The 20,888-nt window shown below is 61.4% G+C and carries 17 protein-coding genes; 15 read left to right on the forward strand and 2 right to left on the reverse strand.

Annotated features, from left to right (window positions below; all coding sequences use genetic code 11):
- Positions 1-9 precede the first annotated feature (9 nt).
- From hscA to I6L37_RS13595, 14 genes are all read left to right on the forward strand, one after another.
- On the forward strand, positions 10-1,857 hold the full coding sequence (gene hscA / locus I6L37_RS13530) for a Fe-S protein assembly chaperone HscA (protein ID WP_216992115.1): 1,848 nt from the start codon (positions 10-12) through the stop codon (positions 1,855-1,857).
- 1 nt (position 1,858) lies between these two features.
- A complete protein-coding gene (gene fdx, locus I6L37_RS13535; protein ID WP_005333808.1) occupies positions 1,859-2,197 on the forward strand; it encodes an ISC system 2Fe-2S type ferredoxin in 339 nt (112 codons plus the stop codon).
- Between the two features lie 160 nt (positions 2,198-2,357).
- On the forward strand, positions 2,358-3,662 hold the full coding sequence (pepB, locus tag I6L37_RS13540; RefSeq protein ID WP_216992116.1) for an aminopeptidase PepB: 1,305 nt from the start codon (positions 2,358-2,360) through the stop codon (positions 3,660-3,662).
- Positions 3,659-4,942, forward strand: a complete 1,284-nt coding sequence (gene pepB / locus I6L37_RS13545) for an aminopeptidase PepB (protein WP_216992117.1) — start codon at positions 3,659-3,661, stop codon at positions 4,940-4,942. The genes pepB (I6L37_RS13540) and pepB (I6L37_RS13545) overlap by 4 nt, the downstream gene beginning before the upstream one ends.
- Positions 4,943-5,207: 265 nt before the next feature.
- A complete protein-coding gene (gene ndk, locus I6L37_RS13550) occupies positions 5,208-5,636 on the forward strand; it encodes a nucleoside-diphosphate kinase (protein ID WP_026457648.1) in 429 nt (142 codons plus the stop codon).
- A 169-nt stretch (positions 5,637-5,805) separates the two neighbouring features.
- Positions 5,806-6,909, forward strand: coding sequence for a bifunctional tRNA (adenosine(37)-C2)-methyltransferase TrmG/ribosomal RNA large subunit methyltransferase RlmN (locus tag I6L37_RS13555; RefSeq protein ID WP_042025961.1), 1,104 nt, complete (start codon positions 5,806-5,808; stop codon positions 6,907-6,909).
- An 11-nt stretch (positions 6,910-6,920) separates the two neighbouring features.
- A complete protein-coding gene (tapF, locus tag I6L37_RS13560) occupies positions 6,921-7,712 on the forward strand; it encodes a PilW family type IVa pilus biogenesis/stability lipoprotein TapF (RefSeq protein ID WP_216992118.1) in 792 nt (263 codons plus the stop codon).
- The gene (gene rodZ, locus I6L37_RS13565; protein WP_216992119.1) at positions 7,702-8,655 is read left to right on the forward strand and encodes a cytoskeleton protein RodZ; all 954 of its coding nucleotides are present in this window, start codon (positions 7,702-7,704) and stop codon (positions 8,653-8,655) included. The genes tapF and rodZ overlap by 11 nt, the downstream gene beginning before the upstream one ends.
- A gap of 10 nt (positions 8,656-8,665) precedes the next feature.
- Positions 8,666-9,781 (forward strand): flavodoxin-dependent (E)-4-hydroxy-3-methylbut-2-enyl-diphosphate synthase, encoded by a 1,116-nt coding sequence (ispG, locus tag I6L37_RS13570; protein WP_042025965.1) that lies wholly within the window; start codon positions 8,666-8,668, stop codon positions 9,779-9,781.
- A gap of 138 nt (positions 9,782-9,919) precedes the next feature.
- Complete coding sequence (gene hisS, locus I6L37_RS13575) at positions 9,920-11,197, forward strand: histidine--tRNA ligase (protein WP_216992120.1); 1,278 nt, start codon at positions 9,920-9,922, stop codon at positions 11,195-11,197.
- A gap of 3 nt (positions 11,198-11,200) precedes the next feature.
- Entirely contained in the window at positions 11,201-11,851 is a 651-nt protein-coding gene (locus I6L37_RS13580) for a tetratricopeptide repeat protein (RefSeq protein ID WP_216992121.1), read from the forward strand.
- Positions 11,844-13,028 carry an outer membrane protein assembly factor BamB gene (gene bamB, locus I6L37_RS13585; protein ID WP_216992122.1) on the forward strand — a complete coding sequence of 395 codons (1,185 nt, stop codon included), beginning with the start codon at positions 11,844-11,846 and terminating at the stop codon, positions 13,026-13,028. The genes I6L37_RS13580 and bamB overlap by 8 nt, the downstream gene beginning before the upstream one ends.
- A gap of 74 nt (positions 13,029-13,102) precedes the next feature.
- The gene (gene der, locus I6L37_RS13590; protein WP_061475428.1) at positions 13,103-14,599 is read left to right on the forward strand and encodes a ribosome biogenesis GTPase Der; all 1,497 of its coding nucleotides are present in this window, start codon (positions 13,103-13,105) and stop codon (positions 14,597-14,599) included.
- A gap of 115 nt (positions 14,600-14,714) precedes the next feature.
- On the forward strand, positions 14,715-14,942 hold the full coding sequence (locus I6L37_RS13595) for a zinc ribbon domain-containing protein (protein WP_216992123.1): 228 nt from the start codon (positions 14,715-14,717) through the stop codon (positions 14,940-14,942).
- A gap of 48 nt (positions 14,943-14,990) precedes the next feature.
- On the opposite strand, the gene I6L37_RS13600 is transcribed toward I6L37_RS13595, so the two are convergent.
- Complete coding sequence (locus I6L37_RS13600) at positions 14,991-15,137, reverse strand: hypothetical protein (RefSeq protein ID WP_167335329.1); 147 nt, start codon at positions 15,135-15,137, stop codon at positions 14,991-14,993.
- Between the two features lie 174 nt (positions 15,138-15,311).
- Positions 15,312-16,802, reverse strand: a complete 1,491-nt coding sequence (gene mltF, locus I6L37_RS13605) for a membrane-bound lytic murein transglycosylase MltF (protein ID WP_216992124.1) — start codon at positions 16,800-16,802, stop codon at positions 15,312-15,314.
- A 149-nt stretch (positions 16,803-16,951) separates the two neighbouring features.
- Between mltF and purL the strand changes: the two genes are divergently transcribed.
- The gene (purL, locus tag I6L37_RS13610; RefSeq protein ID WP_216992125.1) at positions 16,952-20,857 is read left to right on the forward strand and encodes a phosphoribosylformylglycinamidine synthase; all 3,906 of its coding nucleotides are present in this window, start codon (positions 16,952-16,954) and stop codon (positions 20,855-20,857) included.
- Positions 20,858-20,888: the final 31 nt, after the last annotated feature.

Genomic DNA, 20,888 nt, shown 5'->3' on the forward strand with positions numbered 1-20,888 from the left:
TGATTACCCATGGCATTACTGCAAATCGCCGAGCCCGGCCAGAGCGCCGTTCCTCATCAGCACAAGCGTGCCGTCGGCATCGACCTTGGAACCACCAACTCGCTGGTCGCCGCAGTGCGCAGCGGCCACGCCGATACCCTCAGTGACGAGCAGGGGCGTGATCTGCTCCCGTCCGTTGTGCACTATCAGGCCGATGGGATCCGGGTTGGCTTCGACGCCAAGCGCGAAGCGGCCCTCGATCCCCACAACACCATCGTCTCGGTCAAGCGGATGATGGGTAAGGCGCTGGCTGACATCGACACCCGCCAGCAGCCTTATGAATTTGTGGCTGCCGACAACGGCATGCCCCAGTTGCAGACCCGTCAGGGGTTGGTCAATCCGGTGCAGGTGTCAGCCGAGATCCTGAAAAAACTGGCCGAGCGCGGCGCCCAGACCCTGGGCGGCGATCTGGATGGGGTAGTGATCACAGTGCCCGCCTATTTCGACGATGCCCAGCGCCAGGGCACCAAGGATGCGGCCAGACTGGCCGGTCTGCACGTGTTGCGCCTGCTCAACGAACCGACTGCGGCAGCCATTGCCTATGGCCTTGACTCCGGTCAGGAAGGGGTGATCGCCGTGTACGATCTCGGGGGCGGTACTTTCGATATCTCCATCTTGCGCCTGCACCGCGGCGTATTTGAAGTGATGGCCACTGGTGGTGACTCCGCCCTCGGCGGCGATGACTTCGACCACCTGCTGGCCGACTGGATCAAGGAGCAGGCTGGTTTGTCCGGTGAGCTGGATGCCCGTCTGCAGCGGGAGCTGCTGGATGTAGCTGCTGCCGTCAAGCACGGTCTGACCGATGCTGATGCCGTGCCTTGCGCCTTTGCCGGCTGGCAGGGGGAGGTGACGCGCAGCCAGTTTGACGCGCTCATCACCCCGCTGGTCAAACGGACCCTGCTGGCCTGCCGCCGCGCGCTGCGCGATGCGGGGCTTGAGCAGGTGGAAGTGCTGGAGGTGGTGATGGTGGGGGGGTCCACCCGGGTTCCGCTGGTGCGCGAACTGGTGGGCGAGTTCTTCGAGCGCACCCCGCTGACCAGCATCGATCCTGACAAGGTGGTGGCCATCGGTGCCGCCATCCAGGCCGATATCCTGGTGGGCAACAAGCCGGATGCCGAGATGCTGCTGCTGGACGTCATCCCGCTCTCTCTCGGTCTTGAGACCATGGGCGGCCTTGCCGAGAAGGTGATCCCGCGCAATACCACCATTCCGGTGGCCCGTGCCCAGGAGTTCACCACCTTCAAGGATGGCCAGACCGCGATGGCAATTCACGTGGTGCAAGGGGAGCGCGAGCTGGTTGCCGATTGCCGCTCCCTGGCCCGTTTCACCCTGACCGGCATTCCGCCGATGGCGGCGGGGGCCGCCCACATTCGCGTCGCCTTCCAGGTGGATGCGGATGGCCTGCTCTCGGTCAGCGCCATGGAGAAATCCTCCGGCGTGCAGGCCGAGATCCAGGTCAAGCCCTCCTACGGGCTGGCGGAAGAGGAGATTCTCTCCATGCTGAGCGCCTCCATCGAGAACGCCCAGCAGGACATGGAAGCCCGCATGCTGGCCGAGCAGCAGGTCGAGGCAGACCGCGTGGTCGAGAGCCTCAATGCCGCCCTGGCTGCCGATGGTGAGGCGTTGCTGAACGCGGACGAGCGTGCCGATATCGATGAGGCCATCGCCCATCTGCTGGTCATGCGCCAGTCGGGTACCACCAATCAAATCAAAGAGGCCATTGAGGCGGCAGATGCTGCCAGTGGCGAATTTGCAGCCCGCCGGATGGATGCCTCCATCCGCAAGGTGCTGACCGGACAAAACGTCAACAAGGTGTAATATGCCAAAACTGATCATTCTTCCTCACCCCGTGCTCTGTCCGGATGGCGCTGCCCTCGAGGGGCAAAGCGGCGAGACCATCCTGGACGTGGCGCTGCGCAACGGCATCGAGATCGAGCACGCCTGCGAGAAATCCTGTGCCTGCACCACTTGCCACTGCGTGGTGCGGGAAGGTTTTGACTCCCTCGAGCCGAGTGACGAGCTGGAAGACGACATGCTGGACAAGGCGTGGGGACTGGAGCCGGAATCCCGTCTCAGTTGCCAGGCCAAGCTGGCGGACGAGGATCTGGTGGTGGAGCTGCCCAAGTACACCCTGAACCTCGCCTCTGAACGTCATTAATCGGACATGAGTGAATTGCACATGCAGCAACCTGTGGTGCATCAGTGATATGGTGAAGGCCGTGACCCGTGAGGGCACGGCCTTTTTTGTATTCGTGATTTCCCTTTGGCCATGACAAGCGCCAATAAAACAGTGCCAGTGAAGAAGGAAGCAAGAAAAGATGGCTGACATGATGAAGGTAGGGTTGTCCACCCAGGCTGCGGCCGCTCACTGGGGCGAAGGTGCCCTGCTCAGTTTCAACGGTGATGGTGCGTTGATCCATCTCGATCCTGTGTGCCAGGAAAACGAGGTGCTGCGTGCTATTCAACGTGCCGCCCGCCGCCTTGAATCGACCGGGATCAAGCGCATCACACTGGCTGGCGGTGGCTGGGATCTGGAACGTCGTTACGCGTTTGCCCAGGGTTTCTACGCCGCCAAGGGGGAGCGGGAGCTCGACTTTGGTGAGCAGCCAGCGGAGGAGGCTCGTGAGCTGGAGGCCCTGCAGAAGGCGACCCGCTGGGTGCGCGACGTCACCAATGGCTGCCCGGAGGAGATCTATCCCATGAGCCTTGCGGAGTCGGCGCTGCTGCTCATTCGCGGCCTGGCGGGAGACAAGGTAACCGCGCGTCTCACCGCTGGCGAGGCATTGAAAGAGTCGGGCCATATCGGGATCTGGTCGGTGGGGCGTGGCAGCGAGCGGGAACCCGTGCTGCTCGAGCTCGACTACAACCCGACCGGCCGTGACGATGCCCCAGTGGCGGCTGCCTTGGTGGGCAAGGGGATCACCTTTGACTCCGGCGGCTACTCCATGAAGTCCTCCGACAACATGTTGCCGATGAAATCCGACATGGGCGGCGCCGCCATGGTCACAGGGGCGCTGGCACTGGCCATCAGCCGGGGGCTCGACAAGCGGGTCAAACTCATCCTCTGCTGCGCCGAGAACCTGGTTTCCGGCCACGCCTTCAAGCTCGGCGACATCCTCACTTACCGCAACGGTGTTTCGGTCGAGATCCAGAACACAGATGCGGAAGGCCGTCTGGTGCTGGCCGATGGCCTGTTGGCCGCGAGCGAGAGCGGCGCCGCTCACATTCTCGATGCCGCGACCCTGACCGGCGCCGCCAAGATGGCGCTGGGCCGTGATTACAACGCCGTGTTTGCCCTGGACGAGGCCGAGCAGCTGCGTGCGCTGGCTGCCGCCAAAGCCGAAAACGAGAAGGCGTGGCCGCTGCCGCTGGAGTCCTGGCATGCAGGCCAACTCACCTCGGCCTTTGCCGATCTGGGCAACGTCGCCTCAGCGGAAGGAACGGCCGGCGCTACCACGGCGGCGGCGTTTCTGTCGCGCTTCGTGCGTGACGAGGGCAAGGGCTGGGTGCACCTGGATCTGGCCGCCTCCTATCAAAAAGCGGGCAACGATCTCTGGGCAACCGGTGCCAAGGGGCATGGTCTGCGCACCATCGCCCGCTGGTTGCAGGAGGTGAGCGTATGAACGTCTGGTTATGCCGTGACTTTGCCCCGACCGAATGGGGGGAGGGGGCACTGCTCTCCCACCGTGCCGATGGCATGGTGATCCACCTGGTGAGCACAAGCCCCCTGCTCGATATCCAGCAGGCGGCGCGCCGCCTCTGCCAGCAGGGGATCCAGAAAGTGACCCTGGCCGGTCACTGGGAACGTGAACAGCAGTGGGCCTTTGCCCAGGGCTTGCAGACCCCCAAGGCCGAGGTGCAACTGCAGTGGGCCATGTCGTCGGAAGAGGACAGGGAGGAACTGGAGGCACGCTGGTTGTGTGGTCGCTGGGTGCGCGAGATGACCAATGCTACCCCCGAGCAGCTGGGACCACTGGAACTGGCGGTGGAGGCAGCAGCCTTCATCACCGAGCTGGCGCCAGACAAGGTGAGCCACCGGATCCTCAAGGGGGCTGCCTTGCAGCAGGCGGGCTGGGTCGGCCTCTATCAGGTGGGGCGTGGCAGCGAGCGCGAACCCGTGTTGCTCGAACTCGACTTCAACCCGAGTCGGGATCCCAAGGCACCGGTGGCGGCGGCCCTGGTGGGCAAGGGGATCACCTTCGACTCTGGCGGCTACTCCATGAAGAGCTCCGAGGGGATGCTCACCATGAAGTGCGACATGGGCGGGGCGGCCATCGTCACCGGTGCCCTGGCGCTGGCCATGCTGCGCGGGCTTAACAAGCGGGTGAAACTCATCCTCTGCTGCGCCGAAAACCTGGTGTCGGGTCATGCCTACAAGCTGGGGGATATCCTCACCTACAAAAACGGTACCACGGTGGAAATCGTCAACACCGATGCCGAAGGGCGGCTGGTGCTGGCCGACGGTCTGCAGCTCGCGAGCGAGTCCGGTGCCCCGCTCATCATAGATGCGGCCACCCTGACCGGCGCCGCCGTGATGGCGCTGGGTGGGCGTTATAACGCCCTGTTTGGTCTGGACAAGTCCTTGGTGAGCCGGGCCATGGCCTATGCAGAGGCCGAGCAGGAACCGGCCTGGCCGCTGCCGCTCGAGCCCTGGCATCGCCAGCAGTGTCCGTCTCATTACGCCGATACGGCCAACAGTCGTCCGGTCAAGGGGGGCGGGCCGGGTGGCGCCTCCAACGCGGCGGGCTTCCTCTCCCGCTTCGTGGCCAATGAGGGGGCTGGCTGGCTTCATATCGATCTGGCAGCCTGCTTCAGCGACAACGGCGACGCCCTCTGGGCGCCGGGGGCCAATACTCTGGGGATGCGCACCATAGCGCACACCTTGCTGGCAGAGGCTGGCTAAATGAAAAGGGCGCCTTGGGCGCCCTTTTTCATGGTGCTGGAATAATGAGCAAAAGATGGCTTTTTAAGCGCTTCATAGGATTATCGTGCACAAGCGCACATATTTTCTGGCCTGGCTCGGCCAATATGGCCCTGATGTTGACTGCAAGAACGGTATTTTTAATAAAAAGTTGCCAGACTGTGTGTTTTTTGGGTTTTTGTTTACGTATAATCGCCAGCGAACATGGATTCTAACAATAAACCTCTGTAGTTAAGGAAAGATCTCAATGGCCATCGAACGTACTTTCTCTATCGTCAAGCCGGATGCTGTCAGCAAGAACTTGATCGGTGCCATCTACAACCGCTTCGAGAGCGCAGGCCTGAAAGTAGTTGCCGCCAAGATGCTGCACATGAGCAGCGAACAGGCCGCCGGTTTTTATGCCGAGCACCAGGGCAAGCCCTTCTATGACGGCCTGGTCAGCTTCATGACCTCGGGTCCTGTCATGGTGCAGGTGCTGGAAGGCGAAGACGCCATTCGCCGTCACCGTGAAATCATGGGCGCGACCAACCCGAAAGAGGCCCTGGCCGGTACCCTGCGTGCCTGCTATGCCGAAAGCATCGATCGCAACGCCGTTCACGGCTCTGATGCCCCGGCCTCTGCCGCCCGTGAAATTGCCTACTTCTTCTCCGATGACGAGATCTGCCCGCGCGGCTGATAAGGTCCGGGTGATGTGACAAAGGGAGCTTCGGCTCCCTTTGTTGTTTTCGCCTCCGGTGCAATATCCCTCTATTCTCCAGGTAGAAAGCCAGACCCATAATTTGTACAATGCCGCCCCCTGACATCGTCAGCCAATAATTGATGAAGTGTTTGAACCGAGGCCATTGATGAGCGAAACAAAAATCAACCTGCTGGATCTTGATCGGGATGCCATGCGCGCTTTTTTCGTCGAACTGGGCGAGAAGCCATTCCGGGCAGATCAGGTCATGAAGTGGATCTATCACTTTGGTTGTGATGATTTCGATCAGATGACCAACGTCAACAAGGTGCTCAAGGAGCGCCTCAAAGCCATCGCCGAGATCAAAGCCCCCGAGATCAGCCGTGAGCAACGCTCCTCTGACGGCACCATCAAGTGGGCGCTGCAGGTAGGGGATCAGGAAGTGGAGACCGTCTATATTCCCGAAGATGATCGCGCCACCCTGTGCGTCTCCTCCCAGGTCGGTTGTGCGCTGGAATGCAAGTTCTGCTCCACCGCCCAGCAAGGCTTCAACCGCAACCTGAAAGTCTCCGAGATCATCGGCCAGGTGTGGCGTGCCGCCCGGGTTGTCGGTGGCAAACGTCCCATCACCAATGTGGTAATGATGGGGATGGGCGAGCCGCTGCTGAACCTGGCCAACGTAGTGCCCGCCATGCGTCTGATGATGGACGACTACGGCTTTGGCATCTCCAAGCGCCGGGTGACCATCTCCACTTCCGGGGTGGTGCCGGCGCTGGACATGCTGGGGGATCAGATCGACGTGGCCCTGGCCATCTCCCTGCATGCGCCCAATGACAAGCTGCGCTCCGAGATCATGCCGATCAACGACAAGTACAACATCGAGGACTTCCTCGCCGGGGTGCGCCGTTATCTGGCCAAATCCAACGCCAACGGCGGTCGGGTGACCGTGGAATATGTGCTGCTCGATCATATCAATGATGACATGCAGCATGCCCACGAGCTGGCCAAGGTGCTGAAAGACACCCCGAGCAAGATCAACCTGATCCCGTTCAACCCCTTCCCGGGCAACCCTTATGGCAAGCCGAGCAACAGCCGTATCGATCGCTTCTCCAAGGTGCTGATGGAGTACGGTTTCACCGTGATCGTCCGCAAGACCCGTGGTGATGACATCGATGCCGCCTGTGGCCAGCTGGTGGGGGATGTGATCGACCGCACCAAGCGCACCATCAAAAATCGGATGCAACAGGATGGGATTTCCGTCAAAATGGTTTAATTGCTAAGCCATTGTATAGACAGGGAATGGATACACGTACATTGATCGTAGTGGCAGCGCTCTGCGCGCTGCCAGGCTGTGTGACCGAGACCACTTACGCTGGCCAGAATTCGACCCAGCGTGAAGTGGGCCCCGACCTCAAGGCGGCAGCCCAGACTCGCCTGGATTTGGGTATTCAATATCTGCGGCAAGGCAATGCCGAACAGGCCAAGTTCAACCTTGACCGCGCCCTCCAGTACGACCCCTCCAATCCCCAGGTTCAGATCGGCTTTGCCTACTTCTACCAGAAGGTAGGGGATTTCAAGGCGGCCGAAGCCAGTTACAAGAATGCCCTGGCCATGGATCCGTCCAATGCTGACGCAATGAACAACTATGGCGCCTTCCTGTGCAACCGGGGTCGCTATGATGAGGCGGACATGGCGTTCAACCAGGCGGTCACCCAGCCCGGGTACGTGAAAATAGCCGATACGTACGAGAATGCGGCGCTTTGTGCCCTGCAAAATCGCAGAAATGATAAAGCCGGCGAGTACTATCGTCTGGCCTTGGGGTATAATCCCCGCGATCCAAGGTTATTGCTGGACTTGGCCGAACTTTCCATGAAAGATGGCAAGCTACCTGACGTGCAGTCCTACCTCGCCCGTTTTGCCGATGTATCGGACGAAAACGAAGCGAGTCTCTGGTTGAGATTGCGGCTGGCGCAGGCCATGGACAAACCGGCATTACTTCACCAATTCGGGACTGAGCTGGTAAGGCAATATCCCACTTCGCAACAAGCCAAGCGTTACTTAGCCAATGACTACTGAACAGCAACACGATTTCCAAGACGATTCCCAGGCAGTGGGCCCAGGCCAGCTGCTGCGCAACGCCCGTGAACAGCTCGGATGGACACGAGAGCAGGTTGCGTCTCGCATTCATCTTCGTCTGACCCTGATTGCCGCCATTGAATCGGATACTTACGACAAGCACACGTCCCATACCTTTATCCGTGGCTATCTGCGTACCTATGCCAAGCTTGTCGGGATCCCCGAAGAGACCATACTGGCGGCTTACGACAAGCTGGGTCTGACGCCCCCCGACAACATCGACATGCAGAGCTTCTCCCGCCGTTCCCGCCAGCAAGCCAACGACAGTCGGCTCAAGGTGGTGACCTGGCTGGTGATCCTGGTGCTGATCGGCCTCTCCGTTGCCTGGTGGTGGCAGAGCACGGCCCGTCGCTCCGCAGGTGACGAAGCCCTCGCTGCCACCGAGATGAGCGCCTCAACCTCCGTCGCAGCCACAGACTCTGTGCCGGGAACCGAGAGTCTGGCGCCGGTGACCGATGCAACTGAGCCTGCCATCGACGCTGCAGCGCCCGCTGCCGTCTCCGATGCGACTGGCACCCTGGCGCCGGAGGCGGCGGTCCTGCCTGAGGAAAATCCCAGCGCCGCCGTCAGCACCCAGGCTGAGAGCAGCGCATCAGATGTGGCAGCGACCGACGAGAGCGCTGCGAGCGAACCGGTCAGCGCGCCCCAGCTCAAGATGAGTTTTACCGCCGATTGCTGGCTGGATGTCAAGGATGCCAATGGCAAGACCCTGTATAGCGGTCTGAAGAAGGCAAACGACGAACTGGTGCTGGAAGGCGCCGAGCCGCTGAAATTGATCGTTGGCGCGCCCATGGCCGTCAAGCTCGAATACAAGGGCCAGTCGTTTGATATGAGTCGTTACAACAACGGCCGTACTGCCCGCTTCTCACTGCCGCAGGAGTAATCTCTCAGTCATGTCCGCTCACGAATCTCCCATTATTCGTCGTCAATCCCGGCAGATCATGGTTGGCAATGTACCGGTTGGGGGCGATGCCCCCATCACGGTGCAGACCATGACCAACACCAAAACCACGGACGTGGCCGCCACCGTCGAGCAGATCCAGCGGATCGAACGGGTCGGTGCCGATATCGTCCGGGTCTCCGTGCCCACCATGGAGGCGGCGGAAGCCTTCAAACTCATCAAGCAGCAGACCCGCATTCCCATCGTCGCCGATATCCACTTCGACTACCGCATCGCCCTGAAAGTGGCCGAGTACGGGGCCGACTGCCTGCGCATCAACCCGGGCAACATCGGCAATGAGCAGCGGGTGCGTGCCGTGGTCGACTGCGCCCGTGACCTCAACATCCCGATCCGCATCGGGGTCAATGGCGGGTCGCTGGAGAAGGATATCCAGGAGAAGTACGGCGAACCGACCCCGGAGGCGCTGGTGGAGTCCGCCATGCGTCACGTGGATTATCTGACCCGTCTCGACTTCCAGAATTTCAAGGTGAGCGTCAAGGCCTCCGATGTGTTCCTCGCGGTCGGCGCCTATCGTCTGCTGGCCAAGCAGATCGAGCAGCCGCTGCACCTTGGCATCACTGAGGCGGGCGGTTTCCGTGCCGGTGCGGTCAAATCCGCCATCGGCCTTGGCATGCTGCTGAGCGAGGGCATTGGCGATACCCTGCGCATCTCCTTGGCCGCCGATCCGGTGGAAGAGATCAAGGTGGGCTTCGATATCCTGAAATCCCTGCGCATCCGCTCCCGTGGCATCAACTTTATCGCCTGTCCCTCCTGCTCCCGTCAGGAGTTCGACGTCATCGGCACGGTCAACGAACTCGAGCAGCGTCTCGAGGACATCATCACTCCGATGGATGTCTCCATCATCGGCTGCGTGGTGAATGGTCCGGGGGAGGCGCTGGTCTCCGATCTGGGGCTAGCTGGGGCGGCCAACAAGAGCGCCTTCTACGAGGGGGGCCAACGGGTCGATCGGCTCGACAACAAGGATCTGATCCCGACCCTGGAGCGTCGCATTCGCGCCCGGGCGGCCATGCTGGATCCCGCCAACCAGATCCTGCTGGACAAGGATTGAGCGAAACGGGGCCACATTCGGTGGCCCCGTGTCCAGGTGACTGATTTTACATCCCGCATCCGGATTCCCTGATTTTACCTCGGGGGTGAAAATCCCTATAATGCGGCCAAATTTTACCTCTTTTTCTCGAGTATCAACGTGGCAAAACAGATCCAAGCTATTCGCGGTATGAATGATTGCCTGCCGGAGCAGAGCCCGGTATGGCAGAAAGTTGAACAGATCCTGCGCCAGGTCGTTGCCAGTTATGGTTACAGCGAAGTGCGCATGCCCATCGTCGAGCAGACGCATTTGTTCAAGCGCGCCATCGGTGAAGTGACCGACGTGGTCGAAAAAGAGATGTACACCTTTGAAGATCGCAACGGCGACAGCCTGAGCCTGCGTCCGGAAGGGACCGCCAGCTGTGTGCGAGCCGGTATCGAACACGGTCTGCTTTACAACCAGGAACGCCGCATGTGGTACATGGGCCCCATGTTCCGCCACGAGCGTCCCCAGAAGGGCCGTTACCGCCAGTTCCACCAGTTCGGGGTCGAGCTGTTTGGCATCAACGGGCCGGACATCGATGCCGAGCTTATCATGCTGACTCACCGCCTGTGGCGTCTGTTCGGCATCCAGGATCACGTCACTCTGCAGCTCAATACTCTGGGCCAAAGCAGTGAGCGTGCGGCTTACCGTGATGCCCTGGTGGCCTACCTGGAGCAGTACAAGGATCAGCTGGACGAAGAGAGCCAGCGTCGCATGTACAGCAACCCGCTGCGGGTGCTCGACTCCAAGGACGAAAAAGTCCAGGCCATCCTGGTCAATGCCCCGCGTCTGTTCGATCACCTGGGCGAAGAGAGCCTGGCTCACTTCGAGGGGCTCAAGCGCCTGCTCGAGTCTGCCGGTATCCAATATGAAGTGAACGAGCGCCTGGTGCGTGGTCTCGATTACTACAACCTCACCGTATTCGAGTGGGTGACCAACAGTCTGGGTGCCCAGGGCACCGTCTGTGCCGGTGGCCGTTACGACGGTCTGGTAGAGCAGCTGGGCGGCCAGCCGACCCCGGCCGTGGGTTTCGCCATGGGCATGGAGCGTCTGGTGCTGATGCTGGAAACGCTCGAGCTCAACGCCGATATCCGCCCGGCGGTGGATGTCTACCTCTGCATGGTGGGCGAGGGGACCGAGCAGGCTGGCTTCCAGCTGGCCGAGCGTCTGCGCGATGCGCTGCCGGATCTTCGCCTGATGAGCCACTGCGGTGGTGGCAACTTCAAGAAACAACTCAAGCGTGCCGACAAGAGCGGCGCGGCGATCGCCCTGATCCTCGGTGAGACCGAGGTGCAAAACGGGGAGATCACCATCAAATATCTGCGTGGTCAGGCCGAGCAACAGACCGTCACGGTCGATGCCGCCATTGCCCTGCTGGCAGCCAAAGGAGAGTAAGCTGTGGAAGTCTATACCACCGAAGAACAACAGGTTGAGGTTATCAAGGAGTGGTGGAAAGAGAACGGAACCTCGGTGATCGCCGGGACCGTGATCGGTCTGGTTGGTCTGTTCGGCTGGCGCTATTACAACCAGCATCAGCAGGAGACCATGGAGGCTGCTTCCAGCTCTTACAACCAGGTGCTGGAGCAGCTGGCAAAGGGCGAAGCTGCCGGTCTTGAGCAGGCGCAGCAGTTTGTCACCGCCAACAAGGGCGATGCCTATGGCGATATGGCTGCACTGCAACTGGCCTCAGCCGCCGTCAAGGCGGGCAAGCTGGACCTGGCTGCCGAGCAGCTTGCGCTGGTGGCCTCCTCCGGTGACGAGAGCATTCGTCCGTTTGCTTCCCTGCGTCTGGCCCGGGTGCTGAACGGTCAGGGCAAGGCCGACGAGGCGCTGGCCCAGCTTGGCAAGATCAACAACGACGCCTTCAAGGCCCAGGTGGCGGAAGTGCGCGGCGATATCCTGCTGGGGCAGGGCAAGCTGGAAGAGGCGCGGGATGCCTATCAGGCGGCGGCGGATGCCGGCGGCCTGCAGGGCAGCCAGGAACTCAAATTGAAGATGGACGATCTGGCCTTGCCGGCCACGACCACAGGTGAGGCAGCGGATGCGTAATCTATTCAAGATGATGGCGTTGGGGGCGGCAGTCTCCTTCGCTCTGCAGGGGTGTTCCCTGTTCAGTTCGGAAGAGGATCTCACCCCGATGGCGCCCCTGCCGCAGGTGACCTCTTCCTTCACGGCGGATACCGTCTGGTCCTCCACCGTGGGTGACGGGATCGGCAACTTCTACTCCCAGCTCAAGCCGGTGGTGGAAGAGGACCGTATCTATGCCGCCGCCCGTGACGGCGACGTCACTGCCTTCGATCGCGCCAGCGGCAAGGAGCTGTGGAGCGTCGATCTGGCGGATCTGCCGATCAATGCCGACAAGCGCAGCGCCCGTCTCTCCGGCGGTCTGGTTGCCCGTTACGGCAAACTGTTCCTCGGCTCCGAAAACGGGGTGGTCTACGCCCTGAACGAGGAGAACGGCGAGGTGCTGTGGCAGACCTCGGTGCCCGGTGAAGTGGTGGCAAGCCCGGCGGTGGAAGATGGCCGTGTGGTGGTGCTGACCACCTCCGGTCGCCTGGTGGCGCTGGATACCGATGAAGGCAAGCTGCAGTGGTCGCTCTCCGAAGAGCAGCCGCCGCTGACCTTGCGCAGCACCGGCGCCCCCATCATCACCAACGGCGCCGTCATTTACGGCCGTGCCGATGGCAAGGTGGGTATTGCGCTGCTGAGCAACGGCCAGCCGGTGCGCCAGTCCAAGGTGGCCGACCCGCGCGGCGCCACCGAGCTGGATCGCATGGTGGACGTGGATGCCAGCCCGCTCATCGCCGGTGACGAGCTTTATGCCATCGCCTACAACGGCCAGCTGATGGCCCGCAAGCTGATGAGCGGCGACGAAGTGTGGAAGCGCAAGTATTCCGGCTACCGCGATCTGGCGCTGACCGGCAATGCCATCGTGCTGACCGACAGCCGCAGCCATCTGTTTGCCATCGACCGTCGCAATGGTCTGGAGCTGTGGTCCAATACCCAGCTGGAGAATCGTACCGTTACCGCACCTGTCATCCTGGGTGACTATGTGGTGGTGGGTGATGTGGAAGGATACCTGTACTGGCTGGATCGTACCGACGGTACCATCCAGGCGATGCAGCAGCTCGACAGCAGTGGTCTCTACTCCGCCCCCCTGGTGGATAGTGACACCCTGTATGTACAGAGCCGTGACGGCAAGTTGTACGCCATCAAGCGTCCCTGATCGTCCGAAAATGTGAATATCCGGCTCCTGGTCTTCGGACCCGGAGCCTTTGTCGTCTTGAGAATGAGGCTTTTATGACTCCTGTAGTAGCCCTGGTGGGCCGCCCCAACGTGGGGAAATCCACCCTGTTTAACCGCTTGACCCGTACTCGGGATGCCCTGGTTGCCGACTTCCCCGGTCTGACCCGGGACCGCAAATACGGTCAGGCGAAGTTGGGCGAGCTGGAATTTATCGTGGTCGATACCGGCGGTATCGATGGCACCGAAGAGGGCATCGAGCTGAAGATGGCCGAGCAGTCCCTGCTGGCTATCGATGAAGCGGACGTGGTGCTGTTCATGGTGGATGCCCGCGCCGGTCTGACCGCCGCGGATCAGGCCATCGCCGAGCACCTGCGCAAGTCCCATAAGAAAGTGTTCCTGGTGGCCAACAAGACCGACGGCATCGACGGTGATTCCGCGGTGTCCGAGTTCTACGGTCTGGCCCTGGGCGAGGTGTACCAGATGGCGGCGGCCCACGGCCGTGGTGTATTGAGCCTGCTGGAGCTGGCCCTGGCGCCTCACCTGGAGGAGCTGGTCGGTGCGGTAACCGGGGAAGAGGCGCAGGATGAAGAGGAGGAGGACTTCGACGAAGAAGCCCTGCTGCGCATGGTGGCTGCCGGTGATCTGGATACCAAGGAAGACACCAAGGAGACCCCGTTTGCCGACTTGCCCATCAAGTTTGCCATCGTCGGTCGCCCCAACGTCGGCAAATCCACCCTGACCAACCGCATGCTGGGTGAAGACCGCGTCATCGTCTATGACATGCCGGGCACCACCCGTGACTCCGTCTACATCCCGATGGAGCGCGACGATCAGAAGTACGTCATCATCGACACCGCCGGTGTGCGTCGTCGTGGCAAGGTGCACGAGACGGTGGAGAAGTTCTCCGTCATCAAGACCCTCAAGGCCATTGAAGATGCCAACGTCTGCCTGCTGGTGATCGACGCCCAGGAGACCATCACCGATCAGGACTTGAGCATCCTCGGCTTCGTGCTCAACACCGGCCGCTCCGTGGTACTGGTGGTGAACAAGTGGGACGGTCTGGATCAGAAGGTGAAAGAGGACGTCAAGAATGAGCTCGACCGTCGTCTGGGATTCATCGACTTCGCCCGCGTTCACTTCATCTCAGCCCTGCACGGCAGCGGTGTCGGCCACCTGTTCGAATCCATTCAGGAGGCGTACCAGTCGGCGACCCGCCGTACCAGCACCGCCATGCTGACCCGCATCATGCAGATGGCCCAGGAAGATCACCAGCCGCCCATGGTGAACGGTCGCCGGGTCAAGCTGAAGTACGCCCACGCCGGTGGTTACAACCCGCCGCGCATCGTGATCCACGGCAACCAGCTCAACGACTTGCCGGATTCGTACAAGCGCTACCTCATCAACTACTTCCGCAAGTCCCTCAAGATCATGGGCACCCCGATCCGGGTCGAGTTCCAGGAATCGGTCAACCCGTTTGAGGGCAAGAAGAACACCCTGACCCTGAGTCAGGAGCGTCAGCGCAAACGCCTGTTGAAGATGAAGAAGAAATAAGCCCTGGCGGCTGCCCTCACCGGCAGCCGCTTTGTTATGCTCTCCCGGATCCGCAAGGGAAGGGGAACCAGCCATGGGCCACCCCATGGCTGGTTCACTTTACGAGGAGTCGAAAATGGAAGCCCCGCTTTGTCCATCCTGCCAGGCCGAACTGGATACCCGCAGCAAGGAGCAGATCTGCGGCCAGTGTCAGGCCAACGTGCGCATCACGGCGCTATGCCCCACCTGCCAGCAGGAGCTGGAGCGGCTGAAGGCGTGCGGCGCGGTGGATTACTTCTGTAACCACTGCAACAATCTGGTCTCAAAACGCTCGGTGCAGTTCCAGGCGACCCTGTTGCCATGATGGTTGGTCAGTAAAAGAAGCGATAAAAAAACCCGGCAAATGCCGGGTTTATGCTGTGTGCTCAGCGATGAGCAGGGTAAATGAGCGGTTTCTGCGCCATATCTTGCGCTTCATGTCATTAAGCTTGAGTTTGCGTCTGGGGCTCCAGCTGCTCTTTGCTTTTCTGACCAGACTGATTTTTCTACGTTTTTGCATCTTGGTCTCCTCCCAATTGGGTGGCCATCCCGGCCTTGGGTCATTGGCGGAGCCCATCGGAAATTGCTGTTAGTGCATATCTCAACGCTATGAAAAACAATGCGATTTCAGATAGGCTCCGATGTGATCAGATGGTAGCAGAGAAATTTGGCCGAAAACAGCGGGATCAGCAGGTTAACTCTGGGTGATCCGGCTCACTACCTCGGCGATAATGGTCGGCCGCTCTACCGGCTCTGACGGGCTGTCGTCATCCCGATCGAGACTTTCCCGCTGCTGATCCTTCTGCTGTTCGTTGTCGAGCCACAGCAGGCTCTGGTAATACTGGCGCACGTTGTTGACGTAGTTACGCGCCTCGCCGCCACGGGCATAGCCATAGCGCACCTTGCGATGCCAGCGCGCCTGCTGCAGCAGCGGCAGCACCTCTTTCACGTCGCCCCAGGCATCCGGGTTCTTGCCGAGTTCCTTGGTCAGGCGACGGGCATCCATCATGTGGCCGTAGCCGATGTTGTAGGCAGTGAGGGCAAACCACACCTTCTCATCCTCGGGCACAGAGTCGGGCACCTTCTCCATCATGTGCTGCAGATAGAGGGCGCCCCCCTTGATGCTCTCCTCCGGATGGGTCCGGTCGTTGACCCCCATCGCCTTGGCGGTGGGTTCGGTCAGCATCATCATGCCGCGCACCCCAGTATAGGAACGGGCCTGGGGATCCCAGTGGGACTCCTGGTAGCTGATGGCAGCCAGCAGACGCCAGTCGATGTTCTTGGCATAGGCCTGGAACAGAGGCTGGTATTTCGGCAGCAGGCTCTTGGCGCGCTTCAGGAAGGTGCGGGTATCGACGAAGTCGAAGTTCTGCACGTGGCCGAAGTACTTCTCGTCCAGCTTGGCGATGGCGCCATCCATGAAGCGCTGGCCGAAGAAGTCGATGACGCTGGCATAGAGGCTGTCATCCGGCAGCTTGGTCATGGCCCAGGCCACGGTTTGCTGCTGGGCCAGGGTCAGGCCATCGGTGAGTTCGGGGTAGTAGCGCTGGGTGCGAGCCAGCACGGTATCCTGCACTATCGTGTAGTCGATCTCTTCTTTTACGACCTGCTTGAGCAGATCTTCCACGTCGGCATCGGTGCGGGTGCTCCAGTTGAGGCTTGGATAGTCCTTGCTGAGCTCTTTGAGCAGATCTTCGCCGCTGGATCCTGCGGCCACCACCAGCTTGCCCTTGATGTCGTTCAGGGAAGCAGGCTTGGGTTTGCCGTTGCGATAGACCAGCTTGGGGGAGACCTGATAAAAGCCGGGACCAAAGCGCAGCAGTGCGCGCCGCTCCGGCGTGACCATGATGGCGGCAGCGGCGAGATCCAGCTTGTCTTTTTGCAGCAGGGCTACCAGCTCGTCGGCGGTGTTGACCGGCACTATGGTGAGCTTGACCCCCAGCCAGTCGGCATAGTTTTTGGCCAGTTCGTAATCGAAGCCCTGGGCGATATCGTCCCGCTGGTAATAGGAGGTGGGGCCGTAGAGGGTGCCAACCCGGATCTCGCCCCGTTGGCGGATCTGCTCCAGCTGGCTGGAGGGGGTATAGAAGTCACAGCCACCCAGGGCCAGCGTCAACATCAACCCGATAAACAGTCGAAAAATGCAGCGCAAGTAGGTGAGTACCTTTGTTGAAAAAATCGGCATTTGTCAAAAAAGAGGCACCTTTATACCAGAGAGTGTGCGTCGAGTCACACTGCATCAAATTAGAAAAACGTTTGTCCGCCGTGAGCCAGATCCCTATAATACGCGCGTCTCAATTCCCCCCCACTTCAACACTTGGTGAGAAAGGTCATATGGATATCTTGCGTGGTGCCCCCGCACTGTCTGATTTTCGTGTCCAAAAACTGCTGCAGCGCTTCGCGCAGATGAAACAGGAGAGAGGAGTAGAGATAGAGGATGTCTATGCCGAATACGTGCACTTCGCCGAACTCTCGAGCCCGCTGTCGCCCCCGGAGCGAGCGACATTGGGCCAGCTCCTGCGCTACGGCCCGACCATCCCTGAACACACCCCCAGCGGTCAGCTGTTTCTCGTTACCCCCCGCCCCGGCACTATCTCCCCCTGGTCTTCCAAAGCAACCGACATCGCCCACAACTGCGGCCTGACCCAGGTCAAACGGCTCGAGCGAGGCATCGCCTATTACGTTCAGGCCAAGGGTGAGCTGAGCGATGCCCAGCGCGCCGACGTGGCCGCCGTGCTGCACGACCGCATGATGGAGACGGTGTTTGGCGAGATGAACGAGGCCGCAGCCTTGTTTGCCCATCACGAGCCGCGCCCCTTCACCCAGGTGGACGTGCTGGCCGGTGGCCGCGCCGCGTTGGCCGAGGCCAACGTGGCGCTGGGTCTGGCGCTGGCCGATGACGAGATCGACTATCTGGTGGAGAACTTCACCAGGCTTGGCCGCAACCCCAACGACATCGAGCTCTACATGTTTGCCCAGGCAAACTCGGAGCACTGCCGCCACAAGATCTTCAACGCCGACTGGACCATCGACGGTGAGCAGCAGCCCAAGTCGCTGTTCAAGATGATCAAGAACACCTTCGAGCAGACGCCGGATCATGTCCTCTCTGCCTATAAAGACAACGCTGCCGTGATGGAAGGGAGCCAGGGTGGCCGCTTCTTCCCGAGCCCGACCAACGGCGAGTACCAGTACCATCAGGAGCAGGTCGACATTCTGATGAAGGTGGAGACCCACAACCACCCGACCGCCATCTCTCCGTTCCCGGGCGCCGCCACCGGCTCCGGCGGCGAGATCCGCGATGAGGGAGCCACCGGCCGTGGCGCCAAGCCCAAGGCGGGTCTGGTGGGCTTCTCCGTCTCCAACCTGCGTATCCCCGGTTTCGAGCAGCCCTGGGAGCAGGATTTCGGCAAGCCGAGCCGCATTGTCAGCGCCTTTGACATCATGCAGGAGGGGCCGCTTGGCGGTGCCGCGTTCAACAACGAGTTCGGCCGTCCGGCCATTCTCGGTTACTTCCGTACCTTCGAAGAGGAGGTGCCGAGCCACAACGGCGTCGAGGTGCGTGGCTACCACAAGCCCATCATGCTGGCAGGCGGCATCGGCAACATCCGCACCGAACATGTCCAGAAAGGGGAGATCCCGGTCGGCGCCGCGCTGATTGTGCTGGGTGGCCCGGCGATGAACATCGGTCTGGGGGGCGGTGCCGCCTCCTCCATGGCCTCCGGCCAGTCGGCAGAAGATCTCGACTTTGCCTCGGTGCAGCGTGACAACCCCGAGATGGAGCGCCGTTGCCAGGAGGTGATCGACCGCTGCTGGCAACTGGGGGACGACAACCCCATCGTCTTTATCCACGACGTGGGTGCGGGTGGTCTCTCCAACGCCATGCCGGAGCTGGTGAGCGACGGTGATCGCGGTGGCCGTTTCGATTTGCGTGCCATTCCTAACGACGAGCCGGGCATGAGCCCGCTGGAGATCTGGTGCAACGAATCCCAGGAGCGTTACGTGCTGGCGGTGGCGCAAGATAAGTTGCCGCTGTTCAAGGCCCTGTGTGAGCGTGAGCGCGCTCCCTATGCCGTGATCGGCAGCGCGACCGAAGAGAAGCATCTGACCCTCTCCGATCAGCATTTTGACAACCACCCCATCGATCTGCCGCTGGACGTGCTGCTCGGCAAGACCCCCAAGATGCACCGCGACGTGGTGACTCTGCCGGCGCAAGGCAAGCCGCTACAACTGGATGGCATCACTCTCAGTGAAGCCGCCGAACGGGTATTGCGTCTGCCCACCGTGGCGGAGAAGTCCTTCCTCATCACCATCGGCGATCGCAGCGTGACCGGTCTGGTCAATCGCGACCAGATGGTCGGCCCCTGGCAGATCCCGGTGGCCGATTGCGCCGTCACCGCGGCCACCTATGACAGTTATCACGGCGAAGCCATGTCGATGGGCGAGCGCACTCCGGTCGCGCTGCTCTCCCACGCCGCTTCTGCCCGTATGGCGGTGGCGGAAGCGCTCACCAACCTGGCACCGGCTCACATCGGTTCCCTCAAGCGGGTCAAGCTCTCCGCCAACTGGATGGCCGCTGCCGGTCACCCGGGTGAAGATGCCGGTCTTTATGAGGCGGTCAAGGCGGTTGGTGAGGAGCTCTGCCCGGCCCTTGGCATCACCATCCCGGTGGGCAAGGACTCCATGTCCATGAAGACCCGCTGGCAGCAGGATGGCAAGGAGCAAAGCGTCACCTCGCCGCTCTCCCTGCTCATCTCCGCCTTTGCCCGGGTCGAGGATGTGCGCAACACCGTCACGCCGCAACTGCGCAGCGATCTCGGTGAAACCGACCTTATCCTCATCGATCTTGGCAACGGCAAGCAGCGCCTCGGCGCCTCCGCCCTGGCCCAGGTCTATCGCCAGCTGGGTGACAAGGCGCCGGATCTGGACAACCCGGTCCAGCTCAAGGGCTTCTTCAACGCCATCCAGGCGCTGGTGGCCGATCGCAAGCTGATTGCCTACCATGACCGCTCCGATGGCGGCCTCTTCGTCACCCTGGTGGAGATGGCCTTCGCCGGTCACTGCGGCCTCGATCTGCAACTGGATCGCATCGGTGGCGACCTGCTGCCGGCCCTGTTCAACGAGGAGCTGGGTGCTGTCATCCAGGTGCGCCGTGAAGATAAGGAAGCGGTGCTGACGCTTTTGGCCGGCCATGGGCTGGCCGCCTGCTCCCACGTGCTCGGCACGGTGCGCGAGGGGGATCTCATCACCCTGCAGCGGGCCGGTCAGGAGGTTTACCGTGCCAGCCGCACCGCCCTGCGCACCATCTGGGGCGAGACCAGCTGGCAGATGCAGCGCCTGCGCGACAACCCCGAGTGCGCGGATCAGGAGCATGCCGCCCGTCAGGACGCCACCGATCCGGGCCTGCAGGCCAAGCTCTGCTACAACCCGTCCGACGATGTGGCGGCGCCCTATATCGCCAAGGGGGCCTCGCCACGTCTGGCGGTGCTGCGCGAGCAGGGGGTCAACTCCCACGTGGAGATGGCGGCGGCGTTTGACCGCGCCGGCTTCACCGCCGTCGACGTGCATATGAGCGATATCCTCTCCGGTCGTATCAAGTTGGAGCAGTTCCAGAGCCTGGTGGCCTGTGGCGGCTTCTCCTACGGCGACGTGCTGGGGGCGGGTGAAGGCTGGGCCAAGTCCATCCTGTTCAACGATGGCGCCCGCGAGCAGTTCCAGCGCTTCTTCGAACGCGGCGATACCCTGTCACTCGGTGTCTGCAACGGTTGCCAGATGATGTCCAACCTGCGCGAGCTCATCCCGGGTGCCGATCTCTGGCCGCGCTTCGTGCGCAACCGCTCCGAGCGCTTCGAGGCCCGCTTCAGCCTGGTGGAAGTACAGGACTCCCCGTCCGCCTTCTTCGCCGGCATGGCAGGCTCCATGATGCCGATCGCCGTCTCCCACGGGGAAGGGCGGGTGGAAGTGCGCGACGGCGCCCACCTGGCGGCGCTGCAAGCCAGCGGTCTGGTGGGGCTGCGTTTCGTGGATAACCGCGGTCAGGTGACCGAGCACTATCCTGCCAACCCGAACGGCTCGCCGGACGGCATCACCGCCGTGACCACTACGGATGGCCGCGCCACCATCATGATGCCGCACCCGGAGCGGGTGTTCCGCACCGTGGCCAACTCCTGGCACCCGGACAACTGGGGCGAGGATGGCGCCTGGATGCGGATGTTCCGCAATGCCCGGGTTCGTCTGGGTTAATCCCGACACTACCCATCAAAAGGCCGCTCAA

The organism is Aeromonas sp. FDAARGOS 1407 (genome assembly GCF_019048725.1).
In the GTDB taxonomy this organism is placed as follows: Bacteria; Pseudomonadota; Gammaproteobacteria; order Enterobacterales; family Aeromonadaceae; genus Aeromonas; species Aeromonas enteropelogenes.

Coding starts and splice junctions, on each gene's coding strand:
- I6L37_RS13595 (WP_216992123.1), top strand. CDS start 14,715: ATGGAAGCCCCGCTTTGTCCATCCTGCCAGGCCGAACTGGATACCCGC.
- pepB (WP_216992116.1), top strand. CDS start 2,358: ATGGCTGACATGATGAAGGTAGGGTTGTCCACCCAGGCTGCGGCCGCT.
- ispG (WP_042025965.1), top strand. CDS start 8,666: ATGTCCGCTCACGAATCTCCCATTATTCGTCGTCAATCCCGGCAGATC.
- mltF (WP_216992124.1), bottom strand. CDS start 16,802: ATGCCGATTTTTTCAACAAAGGTACTCACCTACTTGCGCTGCATTTTT.
- der (WP_061475428.1), top strand. CDS start 13,103: ATGACTCCTGTAGTAGCCCTGGTGGGCCGCCCCAACGTGGGGAAATCC.
- I6L37_RS13555 (WP_042025961.1), top strand. CDS start 5,806: ATGAGCGAAACAAAAATCAACCTGCTGGATCTTGATCGGGATGCCATG.
- fdx (WP_005333808.1), top strand. CDS start 1,859: ATGCCAAAACTGATCATTCTTCCTCACCCCGTGCTCTGTCCGGATGGC.
- rodZ (WP_216992119.1), top strand. CDS start 7,702: ATGACTACTGAACAGCAACACGATTTCCAAGACGATTCCCAGGCAGTG.
- pepB (WP_216992117.1), top strand. CDS start 3,659: ATGAACGTCTGGTTATGCCGTGACTTTGCCCCGACCGAATGGGGGGAG.
- hscA (WP_216992115.1), top strand. CDS start 10: ATGGCATTACTGCAAATCGCCGAGCCCGGCCAGAGCGCCGTTCCTCAT.
- I6L37_RS13600 (WP_167335329.1), bottom strand. CDS start 15,137: ATGCAAAAACGTAGAAAAATCAGTCTGGTCAGAAAAGCAAAGAGCAGC.
- purL (WP_216992125.1), top strand. CDS start 16,952: ATGGATATCTTGCGTGGTGCCCCCGCACTGTCTGATTTTCGTGTCCAA.
- ndk (WP_026457648.1), top strand. CDS start 5,208: ATGGCCATCGAACGTACTTTCTCTATCGTCAAGCCGGATGCTGTCAGC.
- bamB (WP_216992122.1), top strand. CDS start 11,844: ATGCGTAATCTATTCAAGATGATGGCGTTGGGGGCGGCAGTCTCCTTC.